Raw genomic sequence first — 21,793 nt, 5'->3', positions numbered from 1 at the left:
CCTGCACGGATATCCGTGGTGTCCACCGCGCGAGTAACGACCGGACAGGTTCGATCCCGCTCCGACCGCACAAGACACTTACAACGAACAACTGAACGTTCTCGGTATGCCCTCCAGACGCGCGTGTCTCGCGACCCTCGCAGCTGCCGGTCTCGCGGGGTGTGTCGGTGCCTCACCCGGCTCGACACCCGACTCCCCGACCGATACGGCGACGGCGACACCCAGCACGCCCTCACGCCCCGCGGTGATCATCGAGGCCGCGGCCGTCCAGTACAGCTACCGCCACATCCAGAACGTGGACTGGAACGCGATCCGGCCGGCGGACGGCCAGTTCGTGTTCGTCACCGTGGACGTCAGTGGGACGGAACCCATCCCGAGTCAGGACGCGTTCACGCTCGTCGCTGCCGACGAACTCCACGACCCAGTACAGATCGATCATCGCTATCCGGTCGGCCTCGACGTCCCCGGTGAGCCGTACGCACCCGAGCCGACGAATCCCGGACCCCGTGGATGGCTCGTGTTCGAGGTCCCACCTCGACTCGCCACAGCGCCATCGCTTCGCCTGGAAGGCGATACGGACTCGTGGGAGTGGGAACTCGACACCGAAAAGGCGACGACACCACCGCCTGCGTGGGAGTGGACTGCCAGCGCCCCCGAGACGGTGCCGCCTGATGAGACGTTCGACATCACGGTGACCGCAGAGAACGTCGGCGACGGCCCTGGTACGTTCCGCGGCGCGGTGAACTTCTCGTACCCAATGTACCGGCCGAAGGGGTTCGATATCCTGCTCGAACCCGGAGCGTCCGACGAGGTAACGGTGTCGGCGAGTAGTAGAGACGCCGATCCGGGAACCGGACTGGAATACGGGGTCCGGACGCCAACGGGACAGTCGACGGTGGTCGTCGCCGTCGAAGCCGAGTCACACTCGACCGTGACCACGAACTGATCGACTGCTGAACACGCGCTCTCTCTTCGACACGTCCGCCGAAATCCACCCGAACGCTATCGGAATCAGCGTGACCGATATAGAGGCCGAGTCCGGCAGGGCCGCCCAGTGCGTTCGTTCTCCCCTAACCGACTTCTTGATCGGTTCCCCGACGTCGAATCGTTGCCCCGACACGTGGTGTACCGACGATCCGGATAGAGTCGGGAACGACTGTCGCTCAGCGAAAGACTGTTGTCAGTATGGCGTCAAGCTGTTTCATGACGTACGTTACCACACCACTTGCGTTTCACCCGACTCCCGCGGGGAGCAGACCAGACCCGTCGGTGACACGGGACGTCGGGAACGGAGTCCTCGGTCGACGTGACTCGGGCAGATTGGAGTGGTCTCGGCGGCAATTCGCTCCGGAGAGACGGGTCGATGTCCGTGGGTGACGAAGACGAAATCGTCGGGGAGACGTCAGCGGGACTCCAGGTCGAACTGTTCCATCCGGACACCGACCGAGAACCGGGGGATACGAACGTCCAGGTGTTCGGAGTCGACGTCCATCCGCGGGTGTTTCCTCTCTCCTGTCTGGTGATCGTGCTCTTCATCGCGGTCACGCTGATCTTTCGATCGCAGGCTGCGGGGACGTTCAGCGCGCTCCAGACCGGGATCTCCGCTGTCGCAGGATGGTTCTACGTTCTCTCGGTGAACGTCTTCATCGTCGTCGTCCTGTACTTCGCACTTGGCAAGTACGGATCGATCCGGATCGGGGGTGTCGAGGCAGACAGGGAGTTTTCCGACTTCTCCTGGGTCGCGATGCTGTTCAGCGCGGGCATGGGGATCGGACTCATGTTTTTTAGCGTGGCTGAACCGATCTTTCACTTCGGGTCCGTGCCGCCCTTCTTCGCCGGCGTTCAGAGCGGGAGCACCACGGCCAGCGGGGCCGCCATGGCCACGACGTTCTTCCACTGGGGGATCCACCCGTGGGCGATTTACGCACTCGTCGGCCTCGGTCTGGCCTTCTTCTCGTTCAACCGCGGCCTGCCGCTGACCTTCCGGTCGATCTTCTGGCCGCTGCTGGGCGAGCGCATCTACGGCTGGACCGGCCACACCATCGACATCGTCTCGGTCATCGCGACGCTGTTCGGGCTCTCGACGTCGCTTGGCATCGGCGTCCAGCAAGTCAACGCCGGCCTCACGGCGCTCTCCGGGCAGTTCCTCTCGACGACGATCCCGCAAGCGGTATGGATTCAGGTGGTCCTGATCGGGGTCATCACGGCCATCGCAACGCTGTCGGTGGCCGCTGGGCTCGACGGCGGCGTGCGGCGACTGAGCGAGCTCAATGTCTATCTCATGATGATACTCCTGGGAATGATGCTCGCCGTCGGCCCGACGCTGTACGTCCTCGCCAATTTCGTCACGAGCCTCGGCACCTACATCGGCGTCCTGCCGGAGCTGGCGTTCTGGAGCCAGACCGGCGGTGGGAACACCTGGCAGAGCGGCTGGACGATCTTCTACTGGGGCTGGTGGATCTCCTGGTCACCGTTCGTCGGGATGTTCATCGCTCGCATCTCCAAGGGCAGGACTGTCCGGGAGTTCGTGCTCGGCGTCCTCCTCGTGCCGACGCTGTTTTCCTTCCTCTGGATGTCCACGTTCGGAGGGTCGGCGCTGTTCGTCGAGCTGGAGACGGACGGATCGCTCGTCGACGCGGTGAACGCCGACGTCGCGACCGCCATCTACGAGATGTTCTCGTACTTTCAGCTGACGATCCCCCTGTCGGTACTGGCAGTCGTCCTCGTGGTCACCTTCTTCGTCACCTCCTCGGATTCGGGATCGCTCGTGATCGATCACCTGACGTCCGGGGGCAAATACGACGTGCCGGCCGCCCAGCGGATCTTCTGGGCGGTCATCGAGGGTGTCATCGCCGCCGTCCTCCTGGTCGGCGGGGGGTTGGGCGCGCTCCAAACCGCCGTGATCACCGCCGGGCTTCCATTTACGTTCGTCCTGCTGTTGATGTGCTACACGGTCTACGTGGGCCTGGGCAACGAACTCCGGATCATGGAGTCCGCGGAGTTCGCCGAGTGGATGGAACGGCTCGACAGACGAGAGTCCGTCGTGGTCGAGGACGACGGCATCGTCGTCACCGACGTCGACGACGGCGAACCCTCGGCCGGCGATGACTAGCAGTCGTTCGGAGATGTGATCGCCCGACGTGCCGGACATCCCGGTTCGAGCGGGAACGAGCCAGCGGACGGAGACTCGTACGTGCGTGTCCTGTACTGAACGGTCTGCCCCCTCAGTGCGGCGAGAGAACCTCGTACGAAGTTCGCCCGCAGGAGACACTACGGCCGTCGAAACCGATTCTAGTGGAGGGGTTCGACGGACGGATCAGGTCGAACCGGTTCAGGGATCGATCCGGCGGAGCCACCGCGCGGGGTCGTCGAGTTCCGCGTCCGTCGGGAGGTTCTCCGGCCGGTCCCAGACGCGGCTCGCGGCGGCGACGCCACGCTCGTCGGCGACCGCCCGGAAGAAGCGCGCCCCCCGTTCGTACTGCCGGCGTTTGAGGCCCAATCCGAGGAGTCGTCTGACGAGACGGGCGACGGGGCCGCCACCCTGCCGGCGGGCGTCGAGTTTCTCGCGGAGGTCGGCGTACTCGTCGTCGAACGCCCGGTCCATCAGGAGTTCGGCGTACCCCTCGACGGCGGTCATGGCGACGTCGAGGTCTCTGAACGCCTCGCGGTCGAGTTCGCCCTCCGCGAGGGCGTCGAGGCCGCGTTCCATCCGCGTCTCGAGGTGGTCGGGGAGCCACGGGGCCGCCCCGAACTCCGCGGCGTGAGCCACCTCGTGGAAGGCGATCCACCGGCGGAATCGGGGGTACTCGACGTCGAGCAGCCCGGCGACGCGGACGATGTTCGGGTGGACGAAGTAGAGGCCGTGGTCGTCGTCGCTGTCGGCGAGCAAGAGCGGGTCGTACTGCCCGAGGACGTGCCGGGCGAGAAACGAGAGCACGAACGCCATCGTCCCGGTGTTGACGACGCGCGTCACGCCCGGCAGCACCGTCACGCCGTGTTCCTCGATCGGGCGCATCACGCGCTCGAACGTCCGGATGTTCGCGTCGATCCAGTGGTGACGGTTCTGGATCTCGATGGTGCGCGGGAGATCGAACTCGACGTCGCCGACCGAGCGGAGACGCGCCCGCGCGTCCCTGACGTCCGCGGCGTACCCCTCCCGCTCCGCGGTCGTGAGCGCGAGTGAGCCGGGGTCGGTCGAGGCCTGTGCGGCCTCGGCGACGGCCTCCCAGTCGATGGCTCCGGAGCCGTCGCCGGTTGACTCGGCGACCGCCCGGACACTTCGGAACAGACTCATGGGGTTCGGTCGGTGAGCGAGCGACAAAACCCTTCGGTCGCCGGTCTCACGGGGTGACCCGCTCGCACGACCACCGGGCAGGACGCCGACGAGCGCTTTTTTTACTCCACTCGCCGTCGTCGTGGTATGCACGTCGATCACGTCGCCTTCGGTTGGGACGACCTCGATCCCGTCCGAGCGGCACTCGATCAGGTCGGCCTCGCGTACGACTACGGCGGGACCCACGCGGACGGGACGACCCACATGGCGCTCTCGGGGTTCGCCGACGGCTCGTACCTGGAGTACATCGCACCGACGCCGGGGACCGACTCCGACGACGCGGGCTTCTGGCCAACCGCGCTCGCGGCCCGGGCGGGACCCGCCGCGTGGTGTGTTCGCGTCGACGACGTCGTCCGAGAGGCGAAGCGGGCCATCGACGCCGGCTTCGCCGTCGAGGGCCCCATCCACGGGAGCCGCGACCGTCCCGACGGCCGTCGGGTCGAGTGGGATCAGACCTTCGAGCGCGTCGACTCGTCCGACAGGTGGCTCCTGCCGTTCCCCATCGTCGACCGGACGCCGCGCGAGTGGCGCGTCGCCGAGACCGAGGGGCTGACGTCGCTGACCGGCGTGGAGACGGTCGTTCTCGGCGTCGCCGACCCCGACGACGCGGCGGCGCTGTTCGACCGCCGGTACCGCACGCCTGCGCCGGTCGCGATCGACACCGACGCCGTCGACGGCGACGCCACCGTCGTCCCGGGCCACCCCTTCGCGCTCGTCGGGGCCAGCGACTCCCGTCTCGCGCGCGTCGGCGAACGCCCCGTCGCCGTCCTCCTCGGAACCACGGACCTGGCGGCGGCCCGGACGGCGTACGAACTCACGCCGACCGTCGAGTGGGGGACGCGCCGGCTGGCGTGGTTCGACCACGACCTCCTCCGGGGGCGTGTCGGCGTCGTCGAGTGAACGCGTCCGCTCGTCGGCCCAGTCCTGCCGCCCGTCCCGGCGAAACAGCCATCATTCATCTGATAATATTGGCGACGTACCGCACCCACTCACGTACGGTCAGAGGGGAGACGGACGAGTTCGACAGCGACGACGACAGGAGCAGAACTGGTCGCCGGAGACATCGCGACGTGGAACGACGGCGACGACACCGTGGACGACGTTTACAGACGAGCGTACAGTCTTGCTGCAACGGAGAGTTCGCACCACGACACCAGCGAACGGGTGTGGAGATGCCGATCTCGACACTGCACGCGGTAGTCGCTACCGGGGAGTGTCCGTGTGTGGACATCCCCCCACACGTTCACCTGGCTGCTCGTATAGTAGCGTCTGGAACCTCTTCACAGCCGGTCCCGTTGCCCTTGCCGTCGCAGCGGGTGTATGGGGCCACCTACCGACCGAGTGAGTGGTTTCTTCCACACGCTACTATCTCACCACCCATCCGGGTGTGACGGGATGTGGTCCAGATTCGGATCCCAGGAGTACGGATCGAAACCTCTTCCCTTCTGGTGTCGCCGCTGCCCAAGTGTCGCGAGTACGAACACGTCATCTGGGTTATCGAACGAGAACGCTGAACGTATCGAATCGTCCCCGACGATCAACAACTCTCTGACGAAAAGGTCCGACTCGTCTTCGACGATGGAGACGAGATCACGAACGTGTTCTTCGCTGTCTGCGATTCTGAACAGGATCTCGTCCAGATCCCTCTTCTCTGGCGTCTCTTCGGAATCCGGTTCAGTGAGGTGGCGCAGGAATCGGTGCACTTCTCGATAACTGATGGCTGGAGGCGTTTTCGGACCGTTGTACTGTGCTCCCTTCTCATCGAGCTTCGATCGAATACGAGTCGTGAGAGCAGTCAGGCTGTGACGGTTTGGAGAGCACAAGATCAGCTCTCCAGTCGATTCGGCGTACGACATGTGTGACTGTACGAACGTTACGATGAACCCACAATTAAACCGACCTCTGGAGAATCAATTCGGATAATTGAGCCCGCCGAGCGGTCCGTGAAAGATCGACCTCTCGCGTTCGGCGGTGTCCGGAACGTCACTCGGACTGGTACGGCCACGACTCACGGCTCACTGCCGATCCGACCGAAACGAAACCCTGCGGAGAATTCAGACTTCCTCGAACTCGTCCAGCGCGTACACCTGGTCGGTGCCACGGCGGTCGAGCGTCTCGTTGGCGAGCAGCCAGTACACGACGGAGAGCGCCCGGCGACCCTTGTTGTTCGTCGGGATGACGAGGTCGACGTTCGAGGTCTGGTTGTTCGAGTCACACATCGCGATGACGGGAATGCCCACGGTGATGGCCTCCTTGACGGCCTGGGCGTCGCCGATCGGGTCCGTCACCACGACGACGTCCGGCTCGATGTAGCCGGCGTAGTCGGGGTTCGTCAGCGTCCCCGGGATGAACCGCCCGGTCCGGGCGCGGGCACCAACGGCGTCGGCGAACTTCTGCGCCGGGAACCGACCGTACTGCCGCGACGACGTCACCAGGATCTGCTCCGGCGCGTAGTTCGCGAGGAAGTCCGCGGCCGTGCGGATGCGCTGGTCCGTCTGCGAGACGTCCAGCACGTAGAGACCGTCGTCGCGGACGCGGTGGATGAACCGCTCCATGTCCTTCGTTTTCTGCTGGGTCCCGATGTGGACCCCCGCGGAGAGGTAGTCCTCGACCGGGATGAGGAGGTCGGCCTCCTCGTCCGGCATGACGTCCTCGTCGAAGGCGGGACCGGCGTCTTCGTCCTCCTCGACGGTCTCGGTCGCCTCTGCGACGTCGTCCGTGGCGGCCTCGGCTTCGGCGGCCGTGCTCGTCTCTTCTGCCTCGACCTCTGTGGCCTCGGCGGGCGCTTCGGCGGTCTGGTCTGCGGTCTCGGTCTCGACGGCGGCGGGGACCTCCTCGGTCTCCTCCTCGTCGACGACCTCGACCGCGTCGTTGTCGTTGTCGCTCATGCTGCGTTATACCGCATCGTCCGCGATTCGGATGAGTTCGTTCAGCTTGGCTGTGCGCTCGCCCTGGACCGTGCCGGTCTTGATGAACGGCGCGTCGGTCGCGACGGCGAGGTGTGCGATGGTGGTGTCCTCGGTCTCGCCCGAGCGGTGGGAGATGACCGAGTCGTAGCCGTGCTCGGTCGCGAGTTCGATGGCGTCGAACGCCTGCGTCAGCGAGCCGATCTGGTTGGGCTTGATCAGGATGGAGTTGCCCGCACCCTGGTCGATGCCGTCCTGCAGTCGGGACGTGTTCGTGACGAACAGGTCGTCGCCACAGATCAGCGTCCGGTCGCCCACCCTGTCGGTCAGGGTGGCGAACCCCTCGTAGTCGTTCTCGTCGAGGGGGTCTTCCACGTAGGCGAGGTCGTACTCGTCGACCATCTCGGCGATGTAGTCGATCATCTCCGCCGTGGACTTGACCTCGTCGCCGAAGTCGTACCCCTCCTCGGAGTGGAGTTCGCTCGCGGCGACGTCGAGACCGAACTTGATCTCGAAGCCGAGGTCGCTGGCGACGTCCGCGACCGCGGCCTCCATCACCTCGAACGCCTCCGCGTCCGAGACCGGCGGTGCCCACGCGCCCTCGTCACCCTTCGCGGCGGGGATGCCTCGCTCGTCGAGCAGCTCGGAGGCGCGACCGTGGACCTTCGCGTTGGCGAAGACGGCTTCCGAGACCGAGGGTGCGCCGACGGGCGCGGCGAGGAACTCCTGGATGTGCGTCGCCTCCTTCGCGTGTTCCCCGCCCCCGATGACGTTGCCGAGGGGGATCGGGAAGTTGTCGCCGCGGAAGGCACCGCCGAGGTGCTGGTACAGCGGCAGCCCCAGTTCGTTGGCACCGGCTTTCGCGGCGGCCATCGAGATGGCGACGGCCGAGTTCGCGCCGATCTCCGAGAAGTTCTCGGTGCCGTCGGCGGCACGCAGCGTGTTGTCGACCTCGCGCTGGTCACCGGCGAACACCTCGCCCTCGAGCCGCGGGATGGCGTGCCGGCGGGCGGCCGCGATGGCCTCCGACGGCGGGAGTTCGATCGCCTCGTACTCGCCGGTACTCGCACCCGACGGCGCGGCCGCGCGACCGAACCCGCCGGAGTCGGTGAGGACGTCGGCCTCTACCGTGGGGTTCCCTCGGGAGTCGAGCACGCGCCGGAGCGAGACGGAGCTGATTCGGGTCATGCGTCACCTCTCTTTGTGATGGCGACCGACATGTCACTTCCCCTCTCGCCGCACGGTGAAGGGTAAGACGCCGGCGTCGTACTCCTCGGCGGCGATGAGGATCGGCTCCGACTGGTCGGAGTCGATGAGCACCGGTGCGCCGTACGACACCTGCAGGGCGCGTGCCCCGAGGATGCGGGCCTTCTCGTACCGGTTGTATCGCTGTTTCATTGGTAGGGTGCCACCACGTCGACGAGGTCCTTGTGCGAGACGATCATGCGACGGCAGCAGTGCCGGCGGACCCCGAGGTCGTCGAGGACCTCGGCGGCGTCCTCGCCTGCCTCCGTCCGCGCCGTGAACTCGTCCCAGTGTTCGCCGATGACGTTGCCGCACGTGAAGCACCGGACGGGAATCATCATGGTCAGATCACCTAGCGGTAGGACTTCTGGTAGCGTGCACGCGCGCCGGGCCCGCCCCACTTCTTGGGTTCGGACTGACGGACGTCGTTCACCAGCAGCGAGCGGTCGAACTCCATGAACGCGTCGCGGAGTTCGGCGTCGTTGAGGTGCTGGACGATACCGCGCGCGATGGCGGTGCGGACGGCGTCCGCCTGCCCGCTCACGCCCCCGCCGGAGACCCTGATGTCGAGGTCGACCCGCGACCGGAGGTCCTCGCCCGCAATGCGGAACGGCTCCAGCATCTTCAGTCGGGCCATCTCCGGTTCGACCAGTTCGACCGGTCGGGAGTTGATGCGCACGCGACCCTCGCCGTCGCGCACGGTGGCGCGGGCGACGGCCGTCTTCTTCTTGCCTGAGGTGTTCGTTACCATGTGACGTTGGCTCCCAGCTTCTCGCTCACTTCGCCGAGCGAGATGAACTTGATGTTCGACAGCCGATCCAGCGACGTCCCGTCGAGGACCTCGCCGTCCTCGTCGTACGGGTTGCCGACGTAGACGCGGACGCGCTCGAACGCCTCGCGGCCGCGAGGCTTCTTGTACGGGATCATCCCGCGGACGGCCCGCTTGAAGAGGCGGTCGGGCCGCTTCGGGTAGTACGGCCCCCTGTCGGAGCCGACCTCGACGCGCTTGCGGTAGACGCTCATCACGTCCTCTTCGGAGCCCGTGATGACCGCGTGTTCGGCGTTGACGACGGCGACGCGCTCGCCGGCGAGCGCCCGCTGGGCGACCTCGCTGGCGACGCGGCCGAGGATGCAGTCGCGGGCGTCGACGACGACGTCCGCGTCGAACTCGGCGACGCTCATCGGATCACCCGTACGTTCGAGCCGTCGGGGTTCTGTTCGGCGATCTGTTCCAGCGTCACGGCGTCGCCGACCTGCTCGATCTTCGTGCGAGCGGTCGACGAGAAGTCGACGGCGGCGACGGTGACGTTCTTCTGCAGCACACCGCTACCGAGGACCTTCCCGGGGACGACGACGGTCTCGTCCTCGCGGGCGTACCGTTCGATGCGTCCCAGGTTGACCTCTGCGTGGGTGCGCCGTGGCTTCTCGAGACGGTCTGCGATGTCGGCCCAGACGGGGGAACCGGAATCGCGAGAGACCGACTTCAGCTCGGCGATGAGACTGTTGAGTCTCGGATTCGTCTTGCTCATGTTCTGTGGCTCCAGTGAGGAGAAATCGGAGCGTGCAGGGAGTCGGATTCGGACCTCCGCGAGACGCGGTGCGCCTCGCGAGGCCCGAACCTGTCCGCTCGGGTTTTCACGGCTCTCCCGTTCGGTCGAGCCGAAAAATGCAGGGAGCAGGATTCGAACCTGCGGACCCCTATGGGACAGCGCCCTGAACGCTGCGCCGTTGGCCAGACTTGGCTATCCCTGCGTGCGTACTCCGCTACTGCGTGCCCCTTGAAACCGCTTTCGGTTGTCCCAGGCCCGTCCGCCGACGGCGACGTCGCGGTCGGCCGTGCGGACGGGAACGAGGACGGCCGCTCGGCTGGCCGTACGCGGGGCGAGCGGACCGTCCGTGGTGGGTTTCGGGGGCGCATCTATGCTGTGTGTTCGTCTCCGTATCCGTGTTCGTCCGTACCCTCGTCAGAGGGCGACCTTCTCTTCGAGTTCGGCCGCGCGCGACTCGATCGAGCCGACCGCACGCGTCACCAGTTCGTCGACGGTGAACGAGCCGTCCGTCTCCACGTGGAAGACGAACGCACCCGGCACGTCGATCACGTCGAGCTCCTTGCCGGGGTACCGCTCCGTGAGGTCGTTGTCGAACTCGTCCGTCGGGACGAGTTCGCCGTCCTCTTCGATGACGCCGCGCAGGATGTTCGGCTCCTGCTCGTCGAACTCGGCGTCGGGGTCGTCGCCGATCACCTCGACGCGCTGGAGGTGCCGGTAGCCCACCGCGACGCCACCTTGCTGTTTGGCGTGGCTCTTGCCCGTGTCGAGGACGGCGTCGGCCTCGCACTCGAGTCGCTGGCCCTCCTTGAGTTCGATGATCGGGACGTTCTTGTCGGCCGGCTGTACGAGGGGATCGGACGTCTCGATGTCGCCGGAGTACGCCGTCGCCGGTCCCTCGACGTCGAGCGCGAGGGTGACCACGTCGCCGACCTCGAAGTCGTCGAGCGGGGTGGTCAGCGGCACCAGCCCCAGTCTGAGACCGATCATCTCGTCGAACATCACCGACGAGTTCTCCACGAACCGCACGTCGTCGATGGAGAACGTCGGCACGTCGGCGATCATCGCCCGGCGGATGCCGTTGGCGAACGCCGGTGTCAGCCCCCGCGCGACGAAGCGCGCACGCCGATCGGTGCGTTCGATGAACTCGACTTCGAACTGTCCTGTCATGTCAGAACCGTCGGTTCTTGGGCGCTCGGGTGCCGTCGTGTGGCAGCGGCGTGACGTCCTCGATGCGACCGATCTCGATGCCGGCGCGGGCCAGCGCGCGGATGGCCGCCTGCGCGCCGGGACCCGGCGACTTCGTCTTGTTCCCGCCAGGACCGCGGACGCGGACGTGCAGCTTCGTGATGCCCGCCGCCTTGACCTCCTCGGCGATCGAGTCGGCCATCTGCATGGCGGCGTACGGCGACGCCTCGTCGCGGTTCTGCTTCACGACCGACCCGCCCGAGGATTTCGCGACGGTCTCGGCGCCGGTCTGGTCGGTGACGGTCATCAGCGTGTTGTTGAACGACGCGTGGATGTGGGCGATCCCCCACCGTTCTTTCTCTCCTTCGCTCATGGGTTAGTTACTCCTGTCCCCCCGCCCGCATCGGGTGGAGGTCGTCGTCGAGTGGGCTGTTGGCGTCGAAGGCGACGGTGTCGGCCTCGTCGACCTCGACCTTCTTCGACGGCACGGTGACGCGTGCGCCCTCGACCGTGATGTGACCGTGTGAGATGAACTGCCGCGCCTGCTGTGGCGTGTTCGCCAGCCCCTTCCGGTAGACGACGGTCTGCAGGCGGCGCTCGAGCAGGTCCGTGACGTCGAGCCCGAGCACCTGCGAGATGTCGTCCTCCTCGGAGAGGATTCCCAGCCGTCGGAGTCGGGTGAGGAAGGCCGCGCCAGCGGCCTCGGCGGCCTCGACGTCACCCTGCGCCTCGCCGAGGAGGCGTCGGGCCTCGCGGCGGATGTCGCGCAGCTGCGACTGGGCGCGCCAGAGCTCCTCTTTGTTCTTCAGGCCGTAGTCGCCGAGCAGTCCTCCTTCCGAGGCGATCCGCTCGCCCTGGAACGGGTGGTTCGGCGTCTCGTAGAACTTGGTGTTCTTGCCGGTGGTCATTCGTCTTCGGCCTCCTCGGCCATGTCCTCCTTGATCGCTTCGACGTTGACCCCGATGGTCCCCTCGGAGCGACCGGTGGACTTCGTCCGCTGGCCGCGGACCTTCTGCCCGCGCTTGTGGCGCACGCCCTTGTAGCAGTTGATCATCTTCATCCGGTTGATGTCGTGGGTGCGCTTCTGTCCGAGATCCGAGCCGACGATGTGGCTGGTCTCCCCGGAGTAGAAGTCGCGCTGGCGGTTGGCCATCCACGACGGCACGTGGTCGTGGAGGTTCTCGACGACCTCTACGACCGATTCGATCTCGTCGTCTTCGAGCCGGCCGAACGTCGCCATTCGGTCGACGCCGGCCGCGTCGGCGACGATGCGCGCCGTGCGCTTGCCGATACCTTTCATCTCCGTCAGGCTCCGCTCGACGGCTTTCGTGCCGTCGAGGTCGGTCTGTCCGATCCTGACGAAGTACCGAAGGTCGTCGTCTTCGGCGGAGTCGTCCTGTGGTTCTTCTGCACTCATGACTAGTGTTCGTGAGCGTTGCGGCGGGGATTCGAACCCCGGAGGCTTGACGCCACAGAGTTAGCAACCCTGCGCCTTGGGCCAGGCTTGGCTACCGCAACCCGCGGTCTGATGCACTGTCGCCCATGTCGGCGGACTCGGGACCCGCTGCCCCTACAGTGTTTGCAGTCTGTACAACTGGGAGAGTGTACTTAAGGCTCACGAAACGGCTGGCGGCGTGCGGGGACGGGTCACGCGGTCGTCGGCGACGCGGAGCGCCTCGCACTGTGCGGGGGTCGGGGTGTCTGTGTCGGCCAGCGGGGTCGTCCACCGACCGTAGCGTGACGGCGACTCCCCTGCTCCAGACAGCCTTCCACGAACCGCTCGACACCCCCGCTTACTGGCGGACCGGAGGTGAAAGCGAGTGCCGGCCGTGCTGTGACCGTCCATGGCGACGCCGTCCATCGCGTCGAGCATCCAGAGGATACCGTTTCCAGCGTCCACTCGAGTCGGTGGAGCGCCCGGCTCTTCGACCGTGACGGGGCGTGTGACCCCGTTCAGTCGTCTGCCGCGATCGGGTCGGGGTCGACACCCAGATACTTCTCGTTGACCATCCACTCGCCGTCGTCGTCCTTGACGAGGTACTCGCCGTAGTACGGCACCCGGTTGGCGACGGTCTCGCGGAAGGCCGCGCGGATCTCCGCTCTCGACATCTCCCCCATCGGTCGGAGGTCGTCGTTGCGGTTGAGACAGCCCTTGAGGTAGCCCTCGTGGGTCACCCGGACGCGATGGCAGTTGGCGCAGAACTCCTCGTTCTCGACGGGGTCGACGATCTCCACCATGCCGCCCTCCGAGCCGTCCGGCGTGGCGTCGGTGGTGACGAAGTAGCGCCTGCGGTCGTGCATCTCGCGCGTCTCCACCCGGTGGGCGATGTCGGCGAGCCAGTCGTGGACGCGCCCGATGTCGATGTTCCACTCCGGCTTCCCCGTGAGTTCGGGCATGTACTCGATGAGCTGGAGCTGGAGACCGTCGTTCTCCGCCACGTACTCGACCATCTCCTCGACGTAGCCCGCGGTGTGCTCGAAGACGACCATGTTCAGTTTGACGGGGGTGAGCCCGGCGTCGACCGCGGCGCGAACCCCTTCCATCACCCTGTCGTACGCGCCCGACTTCGTGATCTCGGCGAACGCCTCGGGATCGAGCGCATCCTGCGAGACGTTCACCCGCGAGAGCCCGGCCGCCTTCAGCGCCTCGGCCCGTCCCGGGAGGAACGTCCCGTTCGTCGTCAGCGACGTCTCCATCGACGCCGGCGTGCGACGGATGATCTCCTCGAGGTCCTGACGGAGCATCGGCTCCCCGCCCGTGAACTTCACCTTCCGAACGCCGAACTCCTCGACGACCTCGAGGAACCGGACCACGTCGTCGGTCGACATCTCGTTGTCGCCCGGTTCCATCGGCCCGCGGGTGTCGCCCAGCCCCTCGTTGTGGCAGTAGACACAGTCGAAGTTACACCGATCGGTCAACGAGACCCGGACACCCGTCACCTCCCGTCCAAAGTCGTCCTCGAGCATTAGCAGGGACGTGGGTGTGCGGAGTCTTAACTTGACGGGTCACTTCGCCCCGGTCGTAACTAATTCTAGTTACGTTTTGCGGTCGAACGTCACCAAACGTAATATCATTTTCGACATAACGCCGGCGTCGGTACCGTCGGCCTCGATGGGTGAAACGACGGCCCGAGCGGGGTGGACGGCCGACGATCTCGAACAGTACCGATGGGTGCGCCCGGGCGACGGTCGTCACCGCCTCACGACCCGTCGTCACCCCTTCACAACCCTTATTCACCGGACGCGCGGAGTGCGAGACATGAACGAAGCGGACGTACGCGATCTCCTCCGGGACGTCGACGATCCCGCCCTCGGCGACGACGTCGTCTCGCTCGGCCTGGTCAACGCGGTCGAGGTCGACGGCGACCTGGTTCGGGTGTCGCTCGCGCTCGGCGCACCGTACTCTCCCCAGGAGTCGGCGATCGCCCGACGGGTACGGGAGGCCTTCGCCGACACCGGGCTGGAGGTCGAACTCACGGCCAAACTCCCCGCGAGCTCCGAGGACGAGGTCCTCCCCGGCGTGAAGAACGTCGTCGCGGTCGCCTCCGGCAAGGGCGGCGTGGGCAAGTCGACCATCGCCGTCAACCTCGCCGCCGGGCTCTCGAAGCTGGGCGCCCGCGTGGGTCTGTTCGACGCCGACGTGTACGGCCCGAACGTCCCCCGGATGGTCGACGCCGACGAACACCCGCAGGCCACGGCGCAGGAGACGATCGTCCCGCCCGAGAAGTTCGGGATGAAGCTGATGAGTATGGCCTTCCTCGTCGGCGAGGACGACCCCGTCATCTGGCGCGGGCCGATGGTCCACAAGGTCCTGACCCAGTTGGTCGAGGACGTCGAGTGGGGCGCGCTGGACTACATGGTGCTCGACCTCCCGCCGGGGACGGGCGACACCCAGCTCACGATCCTCCAGACCCTCCCGCTGACGGGTGCCGTCATCGTCACCACGCCGCAGGAGGTGGCGCTCGACGACGCTCGCAAGGGCCTGCGGATGTTCGGCAAACACGACACCAACGTCCTCGGCATCGTCGAGAACATGGCGGGCTTCCGGTGTCCCGACTGCGGGAGCTTCCACGACATCTTCGGCTCCGGTGGCGGCCGCGCGTTCGCCGACGCGAACGACCTGCCGTTCCTGGGGTCGATCCCGCTCGACCCCGCCGTCAGGACCGGCGGCGACACGGGGAAGCCGATGGTGCTCGAAGAGGAAAACGAGACTGCCGACGCGCTCCGGGTGATGACCGAGAACGTCGCCAACAACGTCGGCGTCGTCCACCGCCGGCGCGTCTCGGAGTCGTGACGACGGAGACGTGACCGTGCCGACGAGAGACGACGAGTCGACCGACACGCGCTTCGATCCCGACCCCGACCGGGTTCGGATCCTCCGCGAGGTCGCCGACGACCTCCGTGGAGACTCCTCGGAGAGCCAGCAACTCGCAGCCGTCCTCTACCGCGTCAGCGACCTCTACGACGCCGACGAGGAGACGACACCGTCGGAGATCTACCGGACCCTCCGGTTCATCCTCCAGGTGAAAGATCGGGGCGGCCTCGACCGCTGACGGCGCAATGGCGCGACGGCGCGGCGGACCGTCCGCCGCTGCCGGAGCAGCGTGCCCGTTTGCACCGACCACTTTCGCTCGGAGAACGGAGCCGTTCTTCCGACTCACACCTGTCCGTGTGGCGCTGGACCGGGAATCGACCACGTTCACTTTCAGTTCGCACGTCCGGCCCACCGGGTCGGTGAACCGACCGACGGGGGTGATCGAATCGGTCACGGATGTATCGACCGCGCCGTCGCTCCTCGGACCGAATGTGACGCGGTTCGGCGCGTACCCCCGGAGGTTTTGCCGTTCGCCACCCAGGGACGACTGTGGACGCACATCAAGACCGCCTCTCCAACCCGTTCAACATGGACGAGCAGTGTACGAACTGCGACGCGCTGCCCGAGACGCGCACGCAGGTCGTCCACGGTTACGGCGACGTGGGTGCGGAGTTCCTGTTCGTCGGCGAGTCGCCCTCCGCGGCCGCGGACCGGACGGGCGTCCCGTTCACCGGGGACGCCGCCGGCGAGCGACTCCAGCGGATCCTCGGCGACCTGGGATTCTCGCGGTCGTCGCCCGACGCGACCGAGCCCGATCTGCAGAACGTCTTTCTCACCTACCTGGCGCGGTGTCGTCACCCCGAACGCCCGCCGGCGGACGCGGAAGTGACGAACTGTGATCCGTTTCTCACCGCCGAGATCAGGATGATCAACCCTCACATCATCGTTCCCGTCGGGGAGCGCGCGCTCCGGACGCTCGCGGTCGAGTACACCACGCGCGACCCCGAGCGCTTCGACATCGACGAGGCACACGCCACCACGATCCGCGGACGAGGGTTCGAGCTCGTACCGATGCACTCGCTGGAGAGCCAGACCGACGCCGACACCGAGGCGTTCGTCGCACACGTCCGCGAGAGCGTGTTCGGACGGGACTACCGACAGACGAAGGGCCGGCGGAGCCGGTAGCGAGGCGGGCGAGACCGAACACGAAGCGGCGCGTTCAAGACCACCCCGCCGCAGTGTCACCACATGACCGTCGTCGCTGTCCTCTGCGACCCGCCCCGTGCGGGGCTCGTCCTCCCCGACCTCGTGAACGATGGACCACTGACCGGAGACGAAGCCGCCGAGCTGTACGCCGCGATGCTCCGGGACACGTTCCTCGCGGTCGACCGTTCGGGCGGCGATCTGCTCGTCAACTACCGTCCCGAGGAGCTGCTGCCCGACGACTACCGGCGAGCGGAGGTCACGGCAGAGGCCGAGGTGCGCGCGCTCGCCGCCGAGGCGCTCGACTCGCTCGACGACGTCCGCTTCGAGGTGCAGGTCGGCTCGTCGTACGCCGCCCGCGCGGGCAACACGGCGACACACCTCCTCCGAGAGGAGGGCGTCGACTCCGTGGCGGTCGTCCGCGGGACCGCGCCGTTCCTGACGCGAACAGCCGTCGACTCCGCGGCGATGAAGCTCCGGTCGACACCGGTCGTGCTCGGCCCTGCACCGTCGGGTCGGGTGTTCTACGCGTCGTTCACCGAGCCGATCGACTTCACCGACGCGTTCGCCGACCCCGAGGTGGCGACGCTCGCCGCCCGTGGCGACGCGGCCGGTCTCGGCGTCGACTTCCTCCCGATGCAACCCGTCCTCCGGACGGCCGCCGACCTCGAGACGGTGCTCCCGATCCTCGCGGCGCGACGTGACGCCAGCCGGGTCGTCCCGACCTGGACGGCTCCGCTCGTCGCCGAACTGGGACTGCTCGACTGAGGCGGCCCGGATCGACGGCCGTTCCGACTGTTTCTTTCGAGATTCGTCTTTGTTGATAAACTGACCCACACCTCAGATTGAACGATCGGCGGGAGCTATTTTTAAGTAGTGCGTGTGAGAATAATACGCTATCATCGACGGACGTTCGAGCGCGACCCGCGCACCGGTCGACCGTCGGGAACTCTCTCAGATGGACCTACCTACAACGCCGGACCAGTCGCCGAACGCCGAACCAGTCGCCCGGACGAACGGTCGCGTGCTGCGACGGATCGAGGCGCGGAACGAACTCACTGCGGCGGACGCGCCCGACGCGTTCGACTTCGTCGTCGACGACTCCGACGACGACTCGACGCTCGGTATCCTGGCGAGCTATCTCGGTGCCGCCGCCTGCCGCCAGTCACAGTCACTCGATCTGACGATCGACGTCAGCCGGGTGACCGTCGAGGTCGAACGACCGCCGACCCGCTCGGACGGGGGGATGGCCGAACGCGACGGTACCGCCGCCGGCGTCGGAGCCGACCGGCGTTCCGCCGCGGAGACGTCCCCGGCTCGTGTTCGCGCCCTCGTCGAGGCGCGGACCGCCGAATCGGCAGAGACGATCGCGGCGTGGCGCGACCGGATCCTCGCCGACTGCGTCCCGTTCTCGATCGCCCCCGGTCTCGTCGGCGTGGATCTCCTCGTCGCGTCCACGGCGGCCGGCGTGGCGGACGCGAGCGACTGACGTGTGCCGACAGTGCCGTGCCGACAGTATCGTACGCACGACCGTCCCGTGTCGTGGGAGGACGTCACGCGTTCTCGGGGCGTCGTCGTGACCGACGACCCGTCCGTGCCAGACCGCTCGGCCCCCCAGCGCGATCCACCAGACCGGCACGTACCGGGTTGAAGCCCACAACCACCTCGCCGTCGACACTGCGACGGACGCTGACCCGGACCGCGAGGGTGGAACCGATCGGGTCCGCTTCGACTTCCGGCTCACGCGCTCGGGCCGAACGCCGTCGAGAGAGGGGACGGCGCTCGAACTTCTCGCGGGACACCTGAGCGCGGCAGCGCACGCGATCACCGGTCCACTCGACGGCAGCCCACGCGTCGAGCGCGTCGTCGTCGACGGGGCGGTCGCCGCAGGTGAGATCGAGTCGGCGTCCCCCTGGTCGGAGATCGACTCGGTCCACGCGGCGCTCCTCGTCGAGACGCCCGACGACGACGCGACCGTCGACGAGTGGCGACGGGTGCTGCGCGATCATTCGGCCACACAGACGGCCGTGCCGACGGGCGCACGGCTCTCCCTCTCGGTCGCACGCGTCCCCGGCGGGCAGTCGACAGCGTAACGGCTTTGAGTGGACCTCCCAACCAACGGGTATGGACTGGCCACACGACCCCGACGGGGAACAGGGTAGCGAGGGCCGACGCAAGTACGGTCACGCGATCGTCGCGAAGAAGATTGACGAGGGCGAGGACTTCCCGCTCTCGACGGCGGAGTTCGTCGCGGAGTACGGCGACGACCCGATCCGCATCGACTCCGAGCGCGTCGTCTCCCTCCGTGAGGTCTTCGAGGGCGTCGACGAGGAGGAGTTCGCCGACTTCGTCGAACTCCACCGGGCGCTCGGGCGAGCCATGCGCGAGAACGACCTCTGGTTCTACGAGGGCGCGGACGAGTTCGTCCGCGAACGGAGCTGAACGACTACCCGTCGCGTGCGTCGAACTCGGAGTCGAGTTCGACCTCGACTTGTGTGCGCTCCCACGTCCGGGTGGCGTCCCCGGTCACCTCGGCGCGAACCTTCTCCTCGAGGAGGCTCACGGCGACGCTGTTGGCTCCCTCGGGGATGATGAGGTCGGCGTTGCGTTTCGTCGGCTCGATGAACTGGTCGTGCATCGGTTTCACCGTCGAGAGGTACTGCTCGATGACGCCCTCGAGATCGCGCTCGCGCTCGACCACGTCGCGCTGGATCCGCCGCAGGATGCGGACGTCGGCGTCCGTCTCGACGTAGAGCCGGAGGTCCATCATCTCGTTGAGCGCGTCGTCGTGGAGCGCGAGGATCCCCTCGAGGATGATGACGTCGGTCGGCTCGACCTCCTTCGGCTCGGGCTTCCGGTTGTGTTCCGAGAAGTCGTACTGCGGCATCTCGACCGCCCGTCCCTCCAGCAGGCTGCTCACCTGCTCGCGGAGGAGGTCCCACTCGAACGCCGAGGGGTGGTCGTAGTTGCGGCTCTTTCGCTCCTCGAAGTCGAGGTGACTCAGGTCGTGATAGTAGTTGTCGATCGGGATGCGCGTGATCGACTCCCCGACGCTCTCCGTGATGAGCCGGGCGACCGTCGTCTTGCCGGCTCCGGTCCCTCCTGCGATGCCGATGACGAACGACGGAATGCCCATCTGCTGGTTCGAAGGGGTGTTCGCGTTCGTTTGAACGTGTTGGTTCGCGCCCCGCGTCCGCAAAACGGTTCGCCGAGGCGCTATCGACGCAGGTCGGCAGTTGCGGGTGTTTCGCTCCCCCTCGACGGGATCCGTGTCGACCTCGGTGAGTGGATTCGTGTCGGTCCCAGTGAACACAGTTCGGAACGGTCCTCGGGGACGTCCCGGGAGCGTCTTGGGGGCCGACCGCGATCGGTGACGACGGAATCGAGTTGTTCTCACGACTGTTCCCGGCGAAATCACACACAGCGCCCCAGTCAACTGCCGACGAACCAAGAACTTTTATAAGCCGGTGAGTCTATCCACGGAACATGGTACGCAGTGTCAATCGACGAAGCTTCATCAAGGCCGCGGGTGTCGCCGGTGTCGCCGGCCTCGCGGGCTGTATCGGCAGTCCCGGCGGCGGTGGCGGCGGCGGCCCCGACGGGCTCGTCGTGATCGGCTACCCCGAGTCGGGCATCCAGCTGTTCCGCGACTACTACAGCCAGACGGACGGGAGTCACTCGATCCTCGTCCCCGACGGCCTCCGCGACGGCGCGATGCCGGGGCAGGTCGGCAACGACATGGGGAACGTCACCGGCACCGCACCGGCCGCGGGCGGGCCGAACCAGCAGGCGTTCACCGATCTCTTCGAGGAGGAGTACGGCTCGGCACCGGGCGTGTTCACGTCGCAGTCGTTCGACTCCGTCGCGATCGGCATCCTCGCGAACGCCGCGGCGGGCGAGAACAGCGGGCCCGCGATCAAGGATCAGATGCGTCGCATCGCCAACCCCGGCGGGACGGAGATCGGCCCACAGAACCTCGTCGAGGGCGTCGAGGCCGCCGCCAACGGCGAGGACATCAACTACCAGGGCGCGTCGTCGTCGACGAACTTCAACGGCGACGGCGACCCCGCGTCCGCCGCGTACGCCATCTGGGAGTTCGAGGGGCAGGACTCCTCGTCGACGTCGACCGTGGAGACGCAGACGTTCTCGGGCGAGAACCCCGACGGGAGCGGCCCGTCGGCGTCGAGCGCCTCCGGCGGCTCCGACCGCGAACTCTCGGTCGGGATCCTCCTCCCCGAAACCGGCGACCTCGCCTCCGTGGGACAGCCGATGATCCAGGCCGCACAGCTCCCGGCGATGATCGTCAACGACGCCAACCCCGCCGGCCTCTCCGTGAACGCGCAGGTCGAGGACACCCAGACCTCGCCTGACGCCGGGGTCGCCGCCGCCGAATCGCTCATCAGCGCCGGCGTGCCGTACGTCTGCGGGTCCGCGTCGTCCGGTGTGAACGTCCCCGTCTCCCAGCAGGTGTTCATCCCGAACCAGGTCGTCGGCTGCTCGCCCTCGTCGACCGCGCTGTCGGTGTCGAACCTCGAGGACGACGACTTCATCTTCCGGACGGCCCCCTCGGACTTCCTGCAGGGGCGCGTGATGGCGCAGGTGATGGCCGAACGACTCGAGGGCTCGACGGCGTCGACGCTGTACGTCAACAACGACTACGGCCAGCAGCTGTCGAACCGCTTTGCGAACGTGTTCGCCGACAGCTTCGACGGCGAAGTGTTCCAGCAGGTCGCGTTCAACATCGGCGAGTCGTCGTACTCGTCGGTCATCGAGACGGCGCTGTCGGCATCCGACAGCTGAGCGGTTTAACTTCTCGATTTTTCAGGCGGTGAGTGGCCGCTCTCGAGACCCAACCGTCCCATGTGGTTCGTGCGTCGTCGGGTTCGCCGTCCGGTGTCCGGTGGCGACGCACGAGTCGTCGATCCAGACCGTTCCGGCGTGGCGAGAACCGTCGTGCGACCGGCGTCTCACGAGCGTTCGCGTTCGGCGACGGTCTCCGAACCGACCGCTCTCGAAGCTACCCGCCGTCGCGGCAACGACCGCCCGCGGCGACGGT

25 protein-coding genes and 2 tRNA genes are annotated in these 21,793 nt (G+C 66.9%); 10 read left to right on the top strand and 17 right to left on the bottom strand.

Annotated features, from left to right (window positions below; genetic code table 11):
- Positions 1–106 precede the first annotated feature (106 nt).
- Together FZP69_RS12780 and FZP69_RS12775 are read left to right on the top strand one after the other, a co-directional pair.
- Entirely contained in the window at positions 107–946 is an 840-nt protein-coding gene (locus tag FZP69_RS12780; RefSeq protein ID WP_152041798.1) for a hypothetical protein, read from the top strand.
- Positions 947–1,363: 417 nt separating this feature from the next.
- Positions 1,364–3,112: a BCCT family transporter gene (locus FZP69_RS12775; protein ID WP_192918578.1), complete on the top strand. Its 1,749-nt coding sequence runs from the start codon at positions 1,364–1,366 to the stop codon at positions 3,110–3,112.
- 219 nt (positions 3,113–3,331) lie between these two features.
- On the opposite strand, the gene FZP69_RS12770 is transcribed toward FZP69_RS12775, so the two are convergent.
- Positions 3,332–4,294, bottom strand: coding sequence for a zinc-dependent metalloprotease (locus FZP69_RS12770; RefSeq protein WP_152041797.1), 963 nt, complete (start codon positions 4,292–4,294; stop codon positions 3,332–3,334).
- Positions 4,295–4,420: 126 nt separating this feature from the next.
- On the opposite strand from FZP69_RS12770, the gene FZP69_RS12765 reads away from it, so the two are divergent.
- On the top strand, positions 4,421–5,233 hold the full coding sequence (locus tag FZP69_RS12765; protein WP_152041796.1) for a VOC family protein: 813 nt from the start codon (positions 4,421–4,423) through the stop codon (positions 5,231–5,233).
- Positions 5,234–5,703: 470 nt separating this feature from the next.
- On the opposite strand, the gene FZP69_RS12760 is transcribed toward FZP69_RS12765, so the two are convergent.
- From FZP69_RS12760 to moaA, 15 genes are all read right to left on the bottom strand, one after another.
- On the bottom strand, positions 5,704–6,189 hold the full coding sequence (locus FZP69_RS12760; protein WP_152041795.1) for a hypothetical protein: 486 nt from the start codon (positions 6,187–6,189) through the stop codon (positions 5,704–5,706).
- Positions 6,190–6,387: 198 nt separating this feature from the next.
- Complete coding sequence (gene rpsB, locus FZP69_RS12755; RefSeq protein ID WP_152041794.1) at positions 6,388–7,221, bottom strand: 30S ribosomal protein S2; 834 nt, start codon at positions 7,219–7,221, stop codon at positions 6,388–6,390.
- A gap of 6 nt (positions 7,222–7,227) precedes the next feature.
- Positions 7,228–8,427 carry a phosphopyruvate hydratase gene (gene eno, locus FZP69_RS12750; RefSeq protein WP_152041793.1) on the bottom strand — a complete coding sequence of 400 codons (1,200 nt, stop codon included), beginning with the start codon at positions 8,425–8,427 and terminating at the stop codon, positions 7,228–7,230.
- 33 nt (positions 8,428–8,460) lie between these two features.
- Complete coding sequence (locus FZP69_RS12745; RefSeq protein WP_152041792.1) at positions 8,461–8,637, bottom strand: DNA-directed RNA polymerase subunit K; 177 nt, start codon at positions 8,635–8,637, stop codon at positions 8,461–8,463.
- Positions 8,634–8,825: a DNA-directed RNA polymerase subunit N gene (locus tag FZP69_RS12740; RefSeq protein WP_152041791.1), complete on the bottom strand. Its 192-nt coding sequence runs from the start codon at positions 8,823–8,825 to the stop codon at positions 8,634–8,636. The genes FZP69_RS12745 and FZP69_RS12740 overlap by 4 nt, the downstream gene beginning before the upstream one ends.
- 11 nt (positions 8,826–8,836) lie before the next feature.
- The gene (locus FZP69_RS12735; RefSeq protein WP_152041790.1) at positions 8,837–9,235 is read right to left on the bottom strand and encodes a 30S ribosomal protein S9; all 399 of its coding nucleotides are present in this window, start codon (positions 9,233–9,235) and stop codon (positions 8,837–8,839) included.
- Positions 9,229–9,666 carry a 50S ribosomal protein L13 gene (locus FZP69_RS12730; RefSeq protein WP_152041789.1) on the bottom strand — a complete coding sequence of 146 codons (438 nt, stop codon included), beginning with the start codon at positions 9,664–9,666 and terminating at the stop codon, positions 9,229–9,231. The genes FZP69_RS12735 and FZP69_RS12730 overlap by 7 nt, the downstream gene beginning before the upstream one ends.
- Entirely contained in the window at positions 9,663–10,013 is a 351-nt protein-coding gene (locus tag FZP69_RS12725) for a 50S ribosomal protein L18e (RefSeq protein ID WP_152041788.1), read from the bottom strand. The genes FZP69_RS12730 and FZP69_RS12725 overlap by 4 nt, the downstream gene beginning before the upstream one ends.
- A 138-nt stretch (positions 10,014–10,151) precedes the next feature.
- Positions 10,152–10,236: transfer RNA gene (locus FZP69_RS12720), tRNA-Leu, on the bottom strand.
- Positions 10,237–10,448: 212 nt separating this feature from the next.
- On the bottom strand, positions 10,449–11,201 hold the full coding sequence (locus FZP69_RS12715) for a DNA-directed RNA polymerase subunit D (protein WP_152041787.1): 753 nt from the start codon (positions 11,199–11,201) through the stop codon (positions 10,449–10,451).
- A 1-nt stretch (position 11,202) separates the two neighbouring features.
- Entirely contained in the window at positions 11,203–11,592 is a 390-nt protein-coding gene (locus tag FZP69_RS12710; protein ID WP_152041786.1) for a 30S ribosomal protein S11, read from the bottom strand.
- A 7-nt stretch (positions 11,593–11,599) separates the two neighbouring features.
- Positions 11,600–12,127 carry a 30S ribosomal protein S4 gene (locus FZP69_RS12705; protein ID WP_152041785.1) on the bottom strand — a complete coding sequence of 176 codons (528 nt, stop codon included), beginning with the start codon at positions 12,125–12,127 and terminating at the stop codon, positions 11,600–11,602.
- Complete coding sequence (locus tag FZP69_RS12700) at positions 12,124–12,636, bottom strand: 30S ribosomal protein S13 (RefSeq protein WP_152041784.1); 513 nt, start codon at positions 12,634–12,636, stop codon at positions 12,124–12,126. The genes FZP69_RS12705 and FZP69_RS12700 overlap by 4 nt, the downstream gene beginning before the upstream one ends.
- Before the next feature lie 16 nt (positions 12,637–12,652).
- Positions 12,653–12,737 (bottom strand) — tRNA-Ser (locus tag FZP69_RS12695).
- A 435-nt stretch (positions 12,738–13,172) separates the two neighbouring features.
- Positions 13,173–14,186 (bottom strand): GTP 3',8-cyclase MoaA, encoded by a 1,014-nt coding sequence (gene moaA / locus FZP69_RS12690; protein ID WP_152041783.1) that lies wholly within the window; start codon positions 14,184–14,186, stop codon positions 13,173–13,175.
- Positions 14,187–14,478: 292 nt separating this feature from the next.
- On the opposite strand from moaA, the gene FZP69_RS12685 reads away from it, so the two are divergent.
- From FZP69_RS12685 to FZP69_RS12660, 6 genes are all read left to right on the top strand, one after another.
- Positions 14,479–15,513 carry an Mrp/NBP35 family ATP-binding protein gene (locus tag FZP69_RS12685; RefSeq protein WP_152041782.1) on the top strand — a complete coding sequence of 345 codons (1,035 nt, stop codon included), beginning with the start codon at positions 14,479–14,481 and terminating at the stop codon, positions 15,511–15,513.
- 10 nt (positions 15,514–15,523) lie between these two features.
- The gene (locus tag FZP69_RS12680) at positions 15,524–15,772 is read left to right on the top strand and encodes a hypothetical protein (RefSeq protein WP_152041781.1); all 249 of its coding nucleotides are present in this window, start codon (positions 15,524–15,526) and stop codon (positions 15,770–15,772) included.
- Between the two features lie 311 nt (positions 15,773–16,083).
- Entirely contained in the window at positions 16,084–16,719 is a 636-nt protein-coding gene (locus FZP69_RS12675) for a uracil-DNA glycosylase (protein ID WP_152041780.1), read from the top strand.
- Positions 16,720–16,782: 63 nt separating this feature from the next.
- Positions 16,783–17,505, top strand: a complete 723-nt coding sequence (locus FZP69_RS12670) for a hypothetical protein (protein WP_152041779.1) — start codon at positions 16,783–16,785, stop codon at positions 17,503–17,505.
- Positions 17,506–17,695: 190 nt separating this feature from the next.
- Positions 17,696–18,226, top strand: coding sequence for a hypothetical protein (locus FZP69_RS12665; protein ID WP_152041778.1), 531 nt, complete (start codon positions 17,696–17,698; stop codon positions 18,224–18,226).
- Between the two features lie 635 nt (positions 18,227–18,861).
- On the top strand, positions 18,862–19,179 hold the full coding sequence (locus FZP69_RS12660) for a DUF5785 family protein (protein WP_152041777.1): 318 nt from the start codon (positions 18,862–18,864) through the stop codon (positions 19,177–19,179).
- A 4-nt stretch (positions 19,180–19,183) separates the two neighbouring features.
- Here FZP69_RS12660 and udk read toward each other — a convergent pair whose 3' ends face one another.
- Positions 19,184–19,873, bottom strand: coding sequence for a uridine kinase (gene udk / locus FZP69_RS12655; RefSeq protein ID WP_152041776.1), 690 nt, complete (start codon positions 19,871–19,873; stop codon positions 19,184–19,186).
- A gap of 350 nt (positions 19,874–20,223) precedes the next feature.
- Here udk and FZP69_RS12650 point away from each other — a divergent pair, with 350 nt between their 5' ends.
- Entirely contained in the window at positions 20,224–21,537 is a 1,314-nt protein-coding gene (locus tag FZP69_RS12650; RefSeq protein ID WP_152041775.1) for an ABC transporter substrate-binding protein, read from the top strand.
- The last annotated feature ends 256 nt before the right edge of the window (positions 21,538–21,793 follow it).

Source organism: Salinigranum salinum (assembly GCF_009176545.1).
Taxonomy (GTDB): domain Archaea; phylum Halobacteriota; class Halobacteria; order Halobacteriales; family Haloferacaceae; genus Salinigranum; species Salinigranum salinum.
Note: the sequence above shows the minus strand (reverse complement) of the source record. Positions and strands in the feature narration are given on the sequence as shown.